General features: G+C 39.1%; 17 protein-coding genes. 11 read left to right on the top strand and 6 right to left on the bottom strand.

Annotated features, from left to right (window positions below):
• From A4245_RS20685 to A4245_RS17460, 3 genes are all read left to right on the top strand, one after another.
• The coding region (locus A4245_RS20685; protein WP_234402440.1) for a hypothetical protein at positions 1-259 on the top strand (259 nt) is incomplete at its 5' end.
• 336 nt (positions 260-595) lie between these two features.
• Positions 596-1,408: a DUF368 domain-containing protein gene (locus A4245_RS17465; protein ID WP_067730291.1), complete on the top strand. Its 813-nt coding sequence runs from the start codon at positions 596-598 to the stop codon at positions 1,406-1,408.
• A 62-nt stretch (positions 1,409-1,470) separates the two neighbouring features.
• Entirely contained in the window at positions 1,471-1,791 is a 321-nt protein-coding gene (locus A4245_RS17460) for a thioredoxin family protein (protein ID WP_067730289.1), read from the top strand.
• A gap of 54 nt (positions 1,792-1,845) precedes the next feature.
• On the opposite strand, the gene A4245_RS17455 is transcribed toward A4245_RS17460, so the two are convergent.
• The 5 genes from A4245_RS17455 to A4245_RS17435 form a co-directional block, all read right to left on the bottom strand.
• Positions 1,846-3,399, bottom strand: a complete 1,554-nt coding sequence (locus tag A4245_RS17455) for a bifunctional metallophosphatase/5'-nucleotidase (protein WP_067730292.1) — start codon at positions 3,397-3,399, stop codon at positions 1,846-1,848.
• 129 nt (positions 3,400-3,528) lie between these two features.
• On the bottom strand, positions 3,529-4,329 hold the full coding sequence (gene phnE, locus A4245_RS17450; RefSeq protein ID WP_067730287.1) for a phosphonate ABC transporter, permease protein PhnE: 801 nt from the start codon (positions 4,327-4,329) through the stop codon (positions 3,529-3,531).
• The gene (phnE, locus tag A4245_RS17445) at positions 4,329-5,144 is read right to left on the bottom strand and encodes a phosphonate ABC transporter, permease protein PhnE (protein ID WP_067730285.1); all 816 of its coding nucleotides are present in this window, start codon (positions 5,142-5,144) and stop codon (positions 4,329-4,331) included. Before phnE (A4245_RS17445) ends, phnE (A4245_RS17450) begins: the two co-directional genes overlap by 1 nt.
• The gene (gene phnC / locus A4245_RS17440; RefSeq protein ID WP_067730283.1) at positions 5,141-5,917 is read right to left on the bottom strand and encodes a phosphonate ABC transporter ATP-binding protein; all 777 of its coding nucleotides are present in this window, start codon (positions 5,915-5,917) and stop codon (positions 5,141-5,143) included. Before phnC ends, phnE (A4245_RS17445) begins: the two co-directional genes overlap by 4 nt.
• A 123-nt stretch (positions 5,918-6,040) precedes the next feature.
• The gene (locus A4245_RS17435) at positions 6,041-7,042 is read right to left on the bottom strand and encodes a phosphate/phosphite/phosphonate ABC transporter substrate-binding protein (protein ID WP_067730282.1); all 1,002 of its coding nucleotides are present in this window, start codon (positions 7,040-7,042) and stop codon (positions 6,041-6,043) included.
• A gap of 218 nt (positions 7,043-7,260) precedes the next feature.
• Here A4245_RS17435 and A4245_RS17430 point away from each other — a divergent pair, with 218 nt between their 5' ends.
• The 8 genes from A4245_RS17430 (at position 7,261) to A4245_RS17395 (ending at position 13,272) form a co-directional block, all read left to right on the top strand.
• Positions 7,261-8,163, top strand: coding sequence for a diacylglycerol/lipid kinase family protein (locus A4245_RS17430; RefSeq protein ID WP_067730280.1), 903 nt, complete (start codon positions 7,261-7,263; stop codon positions 8,161-8,163).
• Between the two features lie 37 nt (positions 8,164-8,200).
• Entirely contained in the window at positions 8,201-8,779 is a 579-nt protein-coding gene (locus tag A4245_RS17425) for a DedA family protein (protein ID WP_067730278.1), read from the top strand.
• A 203-nt stretch (positions 8,780-8,982) separates the two neighbouring features.
• A complete protein-coding gene (locus A4245_RS17420) occupies positions 8,983-9,678 on the top strand; it encodes an ABC transporter ATP-binding protein (protein WP_067730276.1) in 696 nt (231 codons plus the stop codon).
• Positions 9,675-11,060 (top strand): hypothetical protein, encoded by a 1,386-nt coding sequence (locus tag A4245_RS17415; protein ID WP_067730274.1) that lies wholly within the window; start codon positions 9,675-9,677, stop codon positions 11,058-11,060. Before A4245_RS17420 ends, A4245_RS17415 begins: the two co-directional genes overlap by 4 nt.
• Complete coding sequence (locus A4245_RS17410; protein WP_067730272.1) at positions 11,045-11,335, top strand: MarR family winged helix-turn-helix transcriptional regulator; 291 nt, start codon at positions 11,045-11,047, stop codon at positions 11,333-11,335. The genes A4245_RS17415 and A4245_RS17410 overlap by 16 nt, the downstream gene beginning before the upstream one ends.
• A gap of 297 nt (positions 11,336-11,632) precedes the next feature.
• On the top strand, positions 11,633-11,920 hold the full coding sequence (locus A4245_RS17405) for a glutaredoxin family protein (protein ID WP_067730271.1): 288 nt from the start codon (positions 11,633-11,635) through the stop codon (positions 11,918-11,920).
• 80 nt (positions 11,921-12,000) lie between these two features.
• Positions 12,001-12,432: a YppG family protein gene (locus tag A4245_RS17400; RefSeq protein WP_067730270.1), complete on the top strand. Its 432-nt coding sequence runs from the start codon at positions 12,001-12,003 to the stop codon at positions 12,430-12,432.
• Between the two features lie 144 nt (positions 12,433-12,576).
• Positions 12,577-13,272: an alpha/beta hydrolase gene (locus A4245_RS17395; protein WP_067730269.1), complete on the top strand. Its 696-nt coding sequence runs from the start codon at positions 12,577-12,579 to the stop codon at positions 13,270-13,272.
• A 152-nt stretch (positions 13,273-13,424) separates the two neighbouring features.
• Here the strand turns inward: A4245_RS17395 and A4245_RS17390 are convergent, their stop codons facing one another.
• Positions 13,425-14,336, bottom strand: a complete 912-nt coding sequence (locus A4245_RS17390) for a DMT family transporter (RefSeq protein ID WP_067730268.1) — start codon at positions 14,334-14,336, stop codon at positions 13,425-13,427.
• Positions 14,337-14,543: the final 207 nt, after the last annotated feature.

Below are 14,543 nucleotides of genomic sequence, written 5' to 3'. Positions count from 1 at the left end.
GCGCTGTCTCACCTATGCCTCTGCTCCCGCAGAAGTCTCCGTGTATTTCCCAGAGCTCGTTAGAAGTTTACTGCCAATTATTATCCTTGAAATAGCTAATGTTTACGGAAGAATTTATGTCGTTTATTTTAAAAATGCCGGATGCGCTGAAAGTAAATCAAATGTGTTGATTGTTCTTGCGCAGAATTCTTTTTCGAAAAAAATCCATATCAGCAGCCCGTATACACGGAGACTCCAACGGGAGGACAGGCATAGGTGAGACACTGAAATGCGTAGCATGAAGGGGCTCACCAGCCGCCCGTGGAAAGCGTAGTGTATTTCCCCGAGCGGTCGCCGAAGTAACTTGCTTCCATTATTAGCTGTAGATCTATCGCAAATAGCAGTTGCTTCGCATTTTATACCAACTACGACGAGAGTCTGACAGTTAATTCAAACGTCCACTCAAGCGTAATGAATCTTAAGCCTAGCTAATTCTACAAAGGCCAATTTGTCAATTTCACTCTGCGAAAAGTTGGGTTATTCTATAAATTACAAGCATTTTTTGGTATTATAAGCATGTAGTTAACGACAAGATACATAGAGGAGAAAACTGTAAATGGAGTGGAAAAACTTATATCGTGGTTTAATAATGGGGACGAGTGATGTTATTCCTGGTGTCAGCGGTGGTACAATAGCTGTTTTACTTGGGATTTACGATCGACTTATTCTTTCGATTAATGGATTATTCAGCAAGGATTGGAAAAAGCATTTAAGCTTCCTTATCCCATTGGGAATTGGTATACTAACGGCGATTTTCCTGCTTGCTAATGTTATTGAATGGCTTTTTGAACATTATCCTGCACCAACACAGTTCTTTTTCCTTGGATTAATCCTCGGTGTACTGCCTTATTTATTCCATAAGGCAGAGGCAAAAAACAACTTTAAAACAAAACACTATATCCTGCTGTTCTTTGGGGTTGTTATCGTTGCATCCATGGCATTCTTTAATCCCACTGATGGAGCTGTGATTCAAAACATCACTGGATCTACGTATATTTTACTTTTCTTTTCCGGTTTTATTGCAAGCAGTGCGATGATTATACCTGGAATAAGCGGCTCATTTATGCTGTTGCTGCTTGGGGTCTATACGACAATAATAGCTGCAATCAGCAATCTGCAGCTGGATATTATAGCAGTTACAGGAATTGGAATTGCCATTGGTTTTATTGTGATGAGTAAAATAATTGCTTTCTTCCTTAAGAATTATTACAGCAGTACATTTGCGGTGATTATCGGACTTGTAATCGGATCGATTTTCGTTGTCTATCCAGGTTTCCCGGCAAGCACTTCCATTGTCCTGTTAAGTGTGGTTACCTTTGCAATCGGTCTATTCGTGGCATATATCCTTGGCAGGGTAGAATACAAATAAGCAAAAAAAAGGACAAAAAAACATATTATCGCTAGAATGAATGGTAAAAGGAGTGAGTTTTAATGAAAACAATTCAAACGGTTGATCAATTCAACGAAGTTATTCAAAGTGAAGACCCCGTAATCGTCAAATTCTTCGCTGACTGGTGTCCGGACTGCAAAAGAATGGATATGTTTATCGGTGATGTTCTTGAAGAATTTAAGAATTACGAATGGTATGAAGTTAACAGCGATGAAGTAAGCGGACTAGCTGAAAAATATGAAGTTATGGGCATTCCAAGTGTATTGGTTTTCCAAAATGGAGAGAAACTTGCACATCAGCACAGTGCCTATACAAAATCACCAGAATCAGTAACAGAGTTTCTGCACCAGCAGCTTGGTTAAATCAAACACGATCATCCCTTCATTGGGTGATCGTGTTTTTATTCGCACCAATTTTCACACCTGTACAGTAAAGTTTGCATTAGCTGTGGCTTGGATCTTTTGATTCTTTTCGAAATACTCCCTGATCATCTCAACGGCATCCTTTTGAATTTCTTTAACAACCGGCTTATTTTTGAACATATCGTAGTTGCCACCGCCTGAAGCACGGTAATTGTTCAGAACTACATGATAAGTCTGATGGAAGTCAATCGGTCTGTCCTGGTAAAAGATATCCCTTACCCTTGTTCCAACAGGGTTTGACACCTGTATTGTATAGGTTATCCCTTCCCACATATCATAGTTGTAATGCTGAGGTTTCGGATATATATATGCTGGATTAACGGCAACCTGATTATCTGTTACAGTAAAATATTCTGCACTTTTCTCCAGGGCATCTTTTATATCTTGTCCGGTCAATTCAAGAACGACAAGTGTATTTGGATACATATAATTGGAAACGATATCCCTCATGGTGACGACCGGTCCAAAACCGGTGGAAGTATTATTCAAGAGGGAAGTAACGGAAATATCGATTCCGCTGGCGTCCATTTGTACATCCTGTATAAACTGAATAAAAGGGTGTTTCTTGACTCTCGCAAGGAAGGGATCTTCAATTGTCATGTCGCCTTCTATGTAACCAATCGGCTGATCAAGCCACCGCTGTGTCGATTTCTCCATCTCTTCCATATAATCCATTAACATAGAATCTGATTCGATATCTCTTAGTTCGTGCAGGCTTCCGGACCTATCTGTTATAACCCATCTTTCATTTCTCTTTTCCAGCTCAATTTCAACCTTCCCGTAAGCCTGTCCGTTATTCCCCGGCTGCAGAATGAGTACATCATTTACCATCCCGCTTAATCTGCGGTGCTGATGGCCTGTCAGAAGTATGTCAATTCCTTCTATCTCCTGGCACATTTGGTATCCTTGATTCTCCCCAGACAGCTTCTCTGTTGGTTCACCTGTCTGAAGGTCACGTTCAAAGCCGCCATGATAGGATACAATTAGTACATCGGGATTTTCTGTTTCGCGGATTTGCATGATCCACTTTTCCAATGTTTTGAAAGCATCAGCAAAATGAACTCCCTTTATGTGATCTGGTGCTTCCCAGTTCGGAATATAGTGTGTCGTAACCCCAACGATTGCTGCTTTGACTCCATTTTCAAGATTCTTGATGATATATGGAGGTCCAAACTTTGGTTTATTGGTACTTTCGTCCAATATATTTGCAGAAAGCCAAGGAAAATCAGATTGTTGAATTGCATCTGCCAGAATTTCCTTTCCAAAATTAAATTCATGATTGCCGAGTACTGCAGCATCAATACCAATTCGATTCATTATTCCGATCATTGGATTCTCCCGGTTACTGTATTCTTTTACATAATGGGTCATTAAAGGAGTTCCCTGAATCAGGTCCCCGTTATCAATCGCAATTATATTTTCACTTTTTTGCCTTGCTTCCTTCACAACGGAAGCGTATTTGACAAGCCCTATATCTGCTTTTTCATTCGTTCCATATAAAACAGGCATCGCATTACCATGAATATCACTTGTATATAGCAGTGTCATTTTAGCTGATTTATTTTGCAATATGTCGCATCCTTTCAGTAAATAAAGTTACAAAAATGCCCCTAAGGAGCGGTAAAACTCTTCAGGGACATCCTACTCTCAAAAAAATAAATTCTCAAGTCTTTCCTGCTAGACAATTTTTCTTCTGATACGTGCAGAAGCAAAGTCGATAATCGTTACGACAATGATAATAGCCAAAAGAATCGTTCCCATTTCATTCCAGTTGCGGTTATTGGAAGCAAAAATAATCATCGTACCGATACCACCAGCACCGACGATACCAAGGATGGAGGAGGCACGTATATCCACTTCAAAACGATAGATCGCATACGACAGAAATTCCGGCGTGATCTGTGGCAATACACCGTAAAAAAGAATTTGTATTTTATTGGCGCCACTAGCTTCCATTGCTTCTACTACATTCATATCGATGGACTCGATAATTTCCGCAAACATCTTGCCAAGCATTCCTGTCGAGCCAATTGCAATGGCAAGTACACCGGCAAATGCATTCGGTCCAACTGCGACTACGAATAAAATCGCAAGGATTATATCCGGAAATGCACGCACGGCTGAAAGCACCCATTTGCCGATTGTTGAAATGACGATTCCACCCATCATATTACGGGCGGCAAGGAAGGATAATGGCACTGCTATTACTGCTGCCATTAAAGATCCGGCAAAAGCTATTAAAACTGTCTCAAGCATACTCCATGCAACATCCCCGGTTGCCGACCAATCCGGATTGAACAGTCTGGGTATTACCCGATTAAAGTTGTTTATTGCCCGTTCAATCGCCCGTCCCCAATCAATATCTATACTGACAAATGTCCATACATACATGGCTATTACCAATATAGCAATGACGATGTTTCTGATATTTTTATACATGGAATTTTTGGGTTTCGGAGGTAGGGAATAATTTTCCATTATAGCAATGCCTCCCTTATTCTCGTACTGATGTATTCAATAACGATGACTACTACAAAAATAAGAATGATAATCATCATGGCATTCGGGTAATTGTAAAAACCTAGTTGCTGGTTTAATATCAATCCGATACCACCGGCACCAACCAAACCTAATACGACGGAGGCGCGGATATTAATCTCAAATACGTAGAGGACAAGTGATGTATATTGTGGCAATACTTGTGGTATGAGGCCATACCAGATTACCTGGAATACATTGCCTCCTGATGAGCGCATAGCTTCCAGCGGATGCATATCGACCGATTCAATTGTCTCACTGATCAGTTTAGCCAGGATACCCAAAGAGAAAATCACAAGCGCCAGTATTCCAGGAAATAGTCCAATCCCAAACAGACCGACAAAAATTACTGCCAGAACAAGATCCGGAATGGTACGTAAAATGTTTAAGAACGTGCGTGTCAGAATATATAATGGTTTCCACGTTGTAATATTTTCCGCTGCTAATATAGCTAAGGGGACAGTTAGAATTGCAGCAAATGTCGTTGCAATGATTGCCATTTGGATGGTTTCCACCATCGGTCCCCATATTGCTGATATCACCGCGGTATTAGGCGGAAAGAACTTTTCGATTACTGTAAACATATTACCAAGCGCCCCGCCGAAACCACCCGCCATTTGCCGCTGGGTCCAGGACATGCTGAATATATAAATGCCAAGAACAACAAAAAATATAAGCGTTACCTGTACCTTCGTTTTGGCAGGGTAAATAGGCGGCACTTTCTTCGAGGTCAATGAGTTATTTTCGTTCGTCACGATTCATCTGCACCCCCACGCAAGTCTTCCTCACGTATTGAACGGCCATATATTTCTTCAAAAGTACTTTCGGAAACCTCAGATACAGGACCATCAAAAACTACTTCACCTGCACGCATCCCGATAATACGGTCAGCATACTCCATTGCCATATCAATGAAGTGCAGGTTTACAATGGTTGTTATGTTGTCCTCTTTATTAATTTTCTTCAAATATGTCATCACCTGATGGGAAGTAGGCGGGTCAAGTGATGCGACAGGTTCGTCTGCAAGAATATATTTAGGTTGTTGTGTAAGTACGCGTGCAATACTTACGCGTTGCTGCTGCCCACCACTTAACTCATCAGCTCGATTATAGATCTTTTCTTCAATGTTTACTCGTTTCAAGCTCTCGTAGGCCAGTCCAATATCTTCCTTTTTATAAGCATTGAAAATGGAGCGTAATGTTCCTGTATGACCTAGCCGTCCTGCCAATACATTTTTTAATACGTTGGAACGTTTTACTAGATTGTAGCTTTGGAAGACCATTCCCGTTTTAGTACGAAGTTTTCTCAAATTAGAACCGCGAAATTTAAGAATGTCTTCATTGTCTACAAGAAGAGATCCGGATGTAGGGGTTACTAAGCGGTTAATGCTGCGAATAAAGGTGGACTTTCCGGCGCCCGATAAACCTACGATTACTACAAATTCACCGTCATTAATTGTCACATTAATATCTTTTAAGCCTTCTGTGCCGTTCGGGTATACTAAACCGACATTTTTAAATTCAATCATTTTATGTATTTTCCTCCATTATAAGCTTAAGTCAAATAAATGTCCGAAACATTAGGAAAAAAAGGGGAGCAAACACTCCCCTTTTATTGGTAACACCTATTTATTGATTTCGTTCCGCTGCAATTAAAGTTCAATATTGTCTTTAAATTTAGCGTACGTATCTTTTACAACCTGATACTCTTCATCAGATGCTTCGTCGATTTCATCCCAGTTATAAACATCGTTCATGATTTGGATCATTTCTTCATCTTCGTTGAAAGATAAGAAAACATCTTTGATTTCCTGAACGAATTCATCTGGAAGTTCTTTCGTCACCGAAATAGTATCATTAGGAATTTCGTCTGTATAGCCCAGGATAGACAATTCCTCCATTACTGTCGGATATTCTTCTTCAAGCTCTGTACGAACATCATCAAAAGTAGTGGCTACATCAGCATCTCCTTCGAGAACTGCGATTGCAGAGTTATCGTGGCCGCCTGTTTGAACGGTACCGCTGAAGAAGTTGCTTTCCAATTCTGCTGCAGTATCATAGCCAAACTCTTCCATCAATTGACTTGCAGGGAAAAGATAACCAGATGTGGAACCTTGGTCACCGTATGCCCAAACTGTACCCTCTAAATCTGCTAAACTCTCGATACCGGAATCAGAGCGTACAACGTATTGTGCTTTGTATGTTCCTGAACCGTAACGAATGGATTTCAAGATTACTTCAACATCGTATTGCTCATTAGCCAATACATAACCAAATGCCGGAATAAAACCAACCTGTACTTGATTGGCTCCCATTGCTTCAACTAAAGCATTATAGTTTGTCATTACTTGACCCTGAACCTCAATACCCAACTCTTCACCTAAACGGTCTGCCAATGGCTCAACTGTATCAGCGATTGTATCGGAATCCTGGGATGGAACAAAACCTATAACTAAAGTGTCAGGAATTCCTTCACTGGATTCCTCGCTGGTTTCTTCACCAGTTTCTTCGCCGGACTCTTCACTAGTTTCTTCTGAATTGGTGTCGTCTGCATCTTCACTGCCATTACCAGTGTCTGAATCATCTGATCCGCCACATGCTGCTAAAACCAATGCCAATGCCAGCACAAGTAATAGACTATAAAGTTTTTTCATCTTGACCCTCCTGTTTTTTATGTATTAGTAAGTTCACTACTCTATTAAATAATAATTACAGGGAAAAATCTAGTGAATTTTTGGAAATTTACAGTTTGTTTTCATAATTTTTACTATATAATGACAAAAAACGAGTAATTTGACCTAGAAGTAAGCGAAAAAGGTTTGCTTTTGTCTGAAAAAGGCTATATTTATTTATGAATGTGAGGAGAATTGGCATGCCTAAATACGAAAAAGCATTATTTCTATATCACATAAATGCCGGAAAAACCAATATCGAACAAAAACTGTCACAAACCTTACCGATACTGAGCAGGCATATCAAGGAGCTGACAGTTTTGCAGACGGATACTGCAGAAGAGACCGAAAATGTCTGTAAAACATTTGGTGAAACGATTGACCTGCTTATTATTCTTGGAGGGGATGGCACTGTTCACACGTGTTTGAACAGTATTGCACCATTGGAAAAAAGGCCGATCATTGCCATCTTGCCGGGTGGGACCTCCAATGATTTCAGCAGAATGCTTCAGATCCCACAGAATCTTCAGGCTGCTGCAGAAGCGATTGTAAAAGGAGAAATCATAGAAATTGATATAGGAAAGTCGAACGATCGCTATTTTCTTAACTTTTGGGGAATCGGGCTGGTTGCCGATACTTCCCAGAATGTAAACGAGAATGAGAAAAAAAGCTTTGGGGCACTCAGTTATATCATGACTGCAATCAGAACTGTCAATAATACTCAATCCTTTTCCTATGAGTTAAATAGTGATAACGGTATTTTCAAGGGAGAAGCCGTTTTAATCGCTATCCTGAACGGGAAATATATCGGGACGAGAGAGATCCCCATATCAACGATTAGTCCAAATGACGGAAAGCTGGATGTTTTAGTTATTAAAGATTCCACGTTGGCTTCCTTTCGGGAATTGTTATCAATGAATAGGACGATTGTCGATAACGATGAGATGGAACAATTGACACATTTTCAGGCAAGCAGTCTCTCGATATCAACTTCAGAAATAAAAGATATTGATATGGATGGAGAAATTCCGTCTAGCACACCAGCGAAAATTTCTGTGCTTCCCAAACATCTTAAAATGATTTGTTCAACCGAAATAGGCTAACGATGCAAAACTTTAGAAACTGAAGGGGATTAACATTATGCTGGAGACGATTATAAACGCTATTAGTGATTTAGGAATATTGGGGTTGTTTGCTTCCGTTGCAATTGAGGCTTCGTCACTTCCATTCCCAGGGGGATTGCTTGCACTGATGTTTGGCTATCTTTTGAATTTAACGTTCATCCAGCTTGTGTTATATGGTTTAATGGCAAGTATCATTTACACGGTTTTCAGTCTGATTCCATTCTTGATCGGTCTTAAAATGGAAGAGAGATTAAAAAAGATGACCAGCAGGAAAGGTATCGAGAAAGCCCAAGCTTCTTTCAAAAGGTTTGGTATTTGGAGTGTAGCTCTTTCAAGAGTGCTTGGTATTGGCAACTATGTGTCTTACGTGGCTGGAATTAGTAAGATGAGGATATGGAATTTCCTGCTGTTAACGATGATCGGAATAACCCCATGGATGATTGGAATGCTTTGGTTGGGCAGTATAGGGAATATTGAATCTGTTCAAAAAATCATCGGAGAATTGCAGTTCTACGGTATACTTCTGATTGCGATAGCAATAATAGGCTTTGTTATTTACCGTAAGAAAGTCAAACCTCAAAATAACTCATACTAAAATACGTTTATCTGAACATAGCTGAATGGCTATGTTTTTTTATGGTTTCTATAGAGTGGCCAAATCATAGCTCATGGCTCTTTTTATCGTCTTATGGGGCGCGCTCACCGGAATAGCTGCAGCTGTTTATACAACCGGATGGAACTTTTCCCGGCTATATTTCGTATAGTTAAAACAGATATAAATAAAGATGGGGTGAAATGATGCCTGTAATTGAAATCAGGGACATGTCTGTAGTAATTAACGAGAAAAAGCTGCTTGAAAATATTACTTTCTCATTGGAGGAGGGTTCTGTCCTCGCGTTGGTTGGCCATAATGGTGCAGGGAAATCCACATTAATTAAAGCAATTATGGGTGTTATGGAGAAATCAGCAGGTCAAATTAGTATTAATGGAAATTTGAGTCAGGATGATTCCTTCCTGGACTTTAAAAGAAAACTTTCCTATTTACCTGAGGAACCCCTATTGCTGACGGAGCTGACAGTGATGCAGCATTTTCAGCTTTATGGTATGAGCTATGAACTTTCAGATGAGCTGCTTCATGATAGGATCGAAATATGGAGCAAGGGTTTTGAAATCGATGATAAACTTGATGAATATCCGGAGTCCCTCTCCAAAGGGATGAGACAGAAGGTGCAGACCATCTGTTCCTTACTTCCGGACACACCGGTTTTATTGATCGACGAACCTTTTATGGGACTTGATATTTATGCAATGGATTATTTGGAGGGAATAATAAAAGAAAAGGCAGAATCAGGTGCCACGATTATCTTGACTACGCACCAAATAGAAAAAGTAAAACACATTGCAGATCGGTATATTATGCTCCGGCAAGGAAGAATAGAGTCAGAAGGGCCGATTGGCGAGTTTATGACCATTCAGAGGAGAAGGTCAGAATGAAAGCAAATACCACGGTATGGAAAAGCTATCTTTTTGTCCGAAGAAATAGGTTCCTGAAAAAGAAAAAAATATATAAAAAGGCCTTTGACCTGATGTTTGATAAAGTTATCGCCATATATACAATGGTTCTGTGCGGTTATATGATTGCAGGTTTATTTATTTTCGGGGACTTCCTGGAAATGTTTCACGGTTACTTTTTCAGTATCGAGCAAAATGCAACAATCGGATTTTGGCTTATTTTAAGTGCACTCCCCATTCGTTATGTCATTAAATCATTTAGAGAACCAGGGATGGTTTTTTCCAGTTCTGAGTACCAATTGACGTTGCTGCCTATAAGTCGGGAAAAAATTTGGTCTTTGGCCATTTTGGAAAAGCTGTTAAAACAGCTTGCTTTATATACAGTGACTCTAATTATATTACTGACTATTTCGCGATTATCATTTTCTTTTATAATTAGCTGCATAATGCTGTTTGTTCTTTACGACATTTTTATGGTTATACCGCAATGGAAGCTTTTTCAGCAGCGTTTCCTGATAAAGACAGGATGTTTATTATTAATATTGATCATTAATGGGATTGGGCTATATATAGGATCTCCCTTGAGCGGGATTCTTCTGTTTGGAATTATCATAGTCATAAACTTTATTTTGATAAGGACTGTCTTTCAAAAAGTAAATTGGGGCAAAGTAACCGAGACCGGGGATTATAACATTTGGAATATGTGGCTAATCGGTCAAGTATCACAAACTAAATTTAAAAGACAGAAAAAATACAGCGTTATGCAACATACGAAGAAGAGAAAGAAGCCATTTAATGCCGATAAGGCTGTATATAATCGTCTTTGGAAGATCTACTTTGGTAAGCAAAGTCCATTGCTGTTTCAATTTACAGGTACATTTTTACTGATGCTTGTTGTTTTGCTGTTTATTAATAATGATTCGCTCTTTCATCTTGGTATTGCAGTAACAATTTATTCCTATTCCGACATAGCAGCAAGCTTTTTCAGTGATCGATTTAGAGACGATATCGTTCAGGTTCTGCCTTGGGATGTGCCTGAATATAAGAAAGCTTATATACGCTGGGTGCTCGCAGGAGGACTCATTCTGTCAGTCCCTTTGATCATTTACTATAGCATTAATCAAAACGAGTGGCTTCTATTGTTATTGCTTCTGCATTGCAGTACATTTTTCTATAATTTTCAAATTAAATTAAACAAGGAAATAAGACTGCTTACAAAACAATCTGCACTAAATACCACTGATGGCTTGTATGGACTGATATTTATTTTACTGGTTGTATTTAGTGGGACATATCCGTTTTTATCGCTTGCTTCATTATTTATTATCTATAGGACCAAAAGAAATATGTGGTTATTTCGTTAACAACAAACGAAAGAAGGATACTGCTTTCAAGTGGCAGCATCACCTATGTAATCAATAAGCTGGAGAAGAAGGATTACCTTTTCCGTGAGCAATTTTCAGAAGACAGCCGTATTACTTATGCGAAAATAACTCCCCGTGGCACGGATTTGGTGAACGGCATTTTTCCCGACCATTGGGAAAGGATTAAGGATATTATGGGAATATTAACTATAGAAGAAAAAGTAGCTGCTGCTTTGCTGCTGAAAAAATTGGGCACCTCACTTCGCAAATTATGATTGTAAAAAATAATAATTTGGCTATCTAGAGTAAATTATAAGGGAGGCCATTAAAATCGCCACATCGAGTAGGTATATCAGACTAGTCTATATCCTATGTGGCACAAATTATTACCTCTGTAAACGGCCTCCACACTTTTATTTTAAGCTTTTTGTAAAAAATAATAAGACTAAATACCTGTTTACCGTAATTAATTTGTAATATTTTTCGTTACTTTCGGTTTAACTGATTAAGGGAGCGGGTACTAGAAAAATATAGAAAAAGTCATAAGAGGCGAAACGCCGGGAGGAAAAGATATGAACAATTCACAGGTAATAATTTATGTAAGTGACCACAGCAAGGAAGCAGACAAAGTGATAAGATTATTAAAGGATAACGGCATTTCATATATAACAAGAAACGTTACAGAAAACGATAGATATATGAAGGAACTGCAATCGAAGGAGATATACGGGACACCGGCAACTTTCATTGATGATCAGGAAGTGATTCTGGGGTATCAAAGGAACAAAATTAAGTATGCATTGGGACTGGATGATAATGCATCCCATTACAGTTCACTTTTCGACGGCTTTAGCAAATAGGAAAGACTCTTGGCTCCACACACTTTTATTAGGACCGCATAATCTATTATAAACAGGAATTTGGAAAGAGGTGTACAGGAATGCAATATGAATATCGACCCTATAAGCTACCCCAAGATTACCCACCAGTCAATTATAACCACCATCCATATCCATATTATACAACACATCAGAATCAAAGCTGGAACATTCCGGAAATAGCCCAGACACCATATGAAATTTTTGCAAAGCCTGAACTGCCTGAGCAATGGCCCAATGAACCGAAAATAAACCCAACCTCAATGGCAGATAACGGCAATGGCTTAGGTACATCTGGAAATTTTGGAGCGGCAGGGCCGGCTGGAGGTCTTGCAGGAAACCCTTCCGGTGGGCCAGCATCCTATTTTTATAATAACAATGGTCAGATAGATTTTGATAAAGTACTATCGACAGTCGGACAATTAGCAAGTACTTATCATCAGGTTACACCAATTGTTAAACAATTCAGTTCACTAATTAAAAATTTCAGGTAATCTTCTTGTTACGTCAGAACAAGAAGAACCAATACTTATTTTGTAAAAACAGGAAAAGGAAAGTCAATTAATTTTTAATAGGAAGAAGCAATACGGAAGAAGATAAAGATGGGGAAGGAAGCGAGAAGAAGAGGAGAATATACGATGATTGCATGTTTGGTGATACACGGATATACAGGCGGACCATATGAAGTTGATCCTCTGGCTGAATTTCTTAAAGAAAATACAGATTGGCATATCGAAGTCCCGACATTGCCAGGGCATGGCAGTGAACTTAACTTGGAAAATGTATCCTATAAAAAATGGATTAAATCAGCAGAAAACGAATTGAAAAAACTTCAGAAAAACTACGATGAGATTTACTTGATCGGATTTTCCATGGGAGGTATGATCGCTGCCTATCTCGCTGCTAAATACAAAATTGACAAGCTCGTCTTGTTGGCGACTTCAGGGAAGTATTTAAGCTTTAAGCAAATCGGACTTGATATTGCTGAAGTAATTGGGGATGGAATCAGAGGTACACTCGATGAAAATAAATTGTATAACCATTACAAGAAGAAATTTGGTTCCGTACCACTCAGGGCGAATTTTGAATTTATGAAATTAGTCAGGTTTACGCGTCGTTACCTGGATAAGGTTGAATCGCCTGTATTGATTGCACAAGGCCATCAGGATGGTATGGTTCCATATAAGACAGCCTATTATCTGGACAAGGAAATTCACTCCGAGCAAAAGGAAGTTGTGTTTTTTGATCGGTCAAGGCACCTCATTTGTCTTGGGGACGATAAAGACACACTAAATGGGATGGTATATCACTTTCTCGTCGAAAAAACAGAATAAATGGCCTGCTCCTTTAAAAAACGGGAGCAGGCTTTTTACAACGATTGGTTTATTTCCATAAAATCCACATCCACGAGCGAGACTTCCCCCACCCTGCATGGCGCTTTCACTTTCACTTTTGCTTACCTTATCCACATTCCTTAAGCCTATAACTACTTCAGACTTTTTCTGGATATGGTTACCTTCGCTTTTCTTGAGGTACTCATAATAAATAACAACAGGCCAAATATAACGATCGTACCACCCAAAAATTGAGACCATGTCAAAGATTCGCCTAGTATAAAGTATGCAAGTATACTTGCCCCGATCGGTTCAAATATAATCCCCATCGAAATGGTGGACGTACTCAGCCATTTCAAAGCCCAGTTAAATAGCGTATGTCCCAAAAATGTAGGTACAATTGCCAAGGCAAGGAAGACCCACCAATGATCAGCGGGGTATCCAAAGAATGGATTTTGCAATATTAAATTGTAAATTATTAATGTGACAGAGCTGACTCCATAAACGATAAACGTATAGGTCATGAGTGATAAGTGCTTTCTTACACTTTGCCCCGATAAGAAATAGAAAGTGACGGCTATTGCACCAAGCAATGCAAGGATATCACCAAATAGCGCCATACCACCAATTTGAAAATCTCCTATGCCAATAATGATGCTTCCAAATAAGGCAATGATCATACTGATGATCGTGCCATATGAAAACCTTTCCTGGAAAAGCAGATAAGTTCCAATAAAGGCGAAGATTGGCTGCATCGTTACAAGCACTACTGAACTGGCTACGGATGTATAGTTTAATGATTCAAACCACAGAATGAAATGAAATGCCAAAAAGACTCCGGCAAGAATAGAAAGCATCCAGTTTTTTTTACTAATCAAGCGAAATTCATGCCTGTATTTTAACAAAACAATGGGTAACATGATCAGAACTGCAAATAATAATCTGTAATTAGCAATGATGGCTGAAGGGGTACCTGCAGCAAGCTTTACTAAGATTGCCGAAGTCGATACAGCTATTACACCAATTACAACTGCAGCATATGGATTGAATGGAGGAAGACGCATGATAAACATCCTTTGCAATTTTGTGTAATATCTTTCCTGAGATTGAAATCCTGTCGAAAAAAGGAAAGTTTTATTTTCAGGTTAATATGACTACCATCCTTTGAGGGGTTAGACTCGGGTAGTATCACTAATTCTAACATGGCAAGAGAAAAAAATCATTAAGCCATATAGTAGATATAAAAGTAATATATGTGGTATGATAATGAA

The organism is Oceanobacillus damuensis (genome assembly GCF_001618145.1).
Lineage (GTDB): Bacteria > Bacillota > Bacilli > Bacillales > Amphibacillaceae > Oceanobacillus > Oceanobacillus damuensis.
The sequence above is the reverse complement of the archived record's forward strand: the minus strand, read 5'-3'. Positions and strand labels throughout refer to the sequence as shown.

What these genes read in the sequence shown, in the direction of transcription:
- A4245_RS17465 (WP_067730291.1), top strand. Translation starts at nt 596, where the DNA reads ATGGAGTGGAAAAACTTATATCGTGGTTTAATAATGGGGACGAGTGAT.
- A4245_RS17460 (WP_067730289.1), top strand. Translation starts at nt 1,471, where the DNA reads ATGAAAACAATTCAAACGGTTGATCAATTCAACGAAGTTATTCAAAGT.
- A4245_RS17455 (WP_067730292.1), bottom strand. Translation starts at nt 3,399, where the DNA reads ATGACACTGCTATATACAAGTGATATTCATGGTAATGCGATGCCTGTT.
- phnE (WP_067730287.1), bottom strand. Translation starts at nt 4,329, where the DNA reads ATGGAAAATTATTCCCTACCTCCGAAACCCAAAAATTCCATGTATAAA.
- phnC (WP_067730283.1), bottom strand. Translation starts at nt 5,917, where the DNA reads ATGATTGAATTTAAAAATGTCGGTTTAGTATACCCGAACGGCACAGAA.
- A4245_RS17435 (WP_067730282.1), bottom strand. Translation starts at nt 7,042, where the DNA reads ATGAAAAAACTTTATAGTCTATTACTTGTGCTGGCATTGGCATTGGTT.
- A4245_RS17430 (WP_067730280.1), top strand. Translation starts at nt 7,261, where the DNA reads ATGCCTAAATACGAAAAAGCATTATTTCTATATCACATAAATGCCGGA.
- A4245_RS17425 (WP_067730278.1), top strand. Translation starts at nt 8,201, where the DNA reads ATGCTGGAGACGATTATAAACGCTATTAGTGATTTAGGAATATTGGGG.
- A4245_RS17420 (WP_067730276.1), top strand. Translation starts at nt 8,983, where the DNA reads ATGCCTGTAATTGAAATCAGGGACATGTCTGTAGTAATTAACGAGAAA.
- A4245_RS17415 (WP_067730274.1), top strand. Translation starts at nt 9,675, where the DNA reads ATGAAAGCAAATACCACGGTATGGAAAAGCTATCTTTTTGTCCGAAGA.
- A4245_RS17405 (WP_067730271.1), top strand. Translation starts at nt 11,633, where the DNA reads ATGAACAATTCACAGGTAATAATTTATGTAAGTGACCACAGCAAGGAA.
- A4245_RS17400 (WP_067730270.1), top strand. Translation starts at nt 12,001, where the DNA reads ATGCAATATGAATATCGACCCTATAAGCTACCCCAAGATTACCCACCA.
- A4245_RS17395 (WP_067730269.1), top strand. Translation starts at nt 12,577, where the DNA reads ATGATTGCATGTTTGGTGATACACGGATATACAGGCGGACCATATGAA.
- A4245_RS17390 (WP_067730268.1), bottom strand. Translation starts at nt 14,336, where the DNA reads ATGCGTCTTCCTCCATTCAATCCATATGCTGCAGTTGTAATTGGTGTA.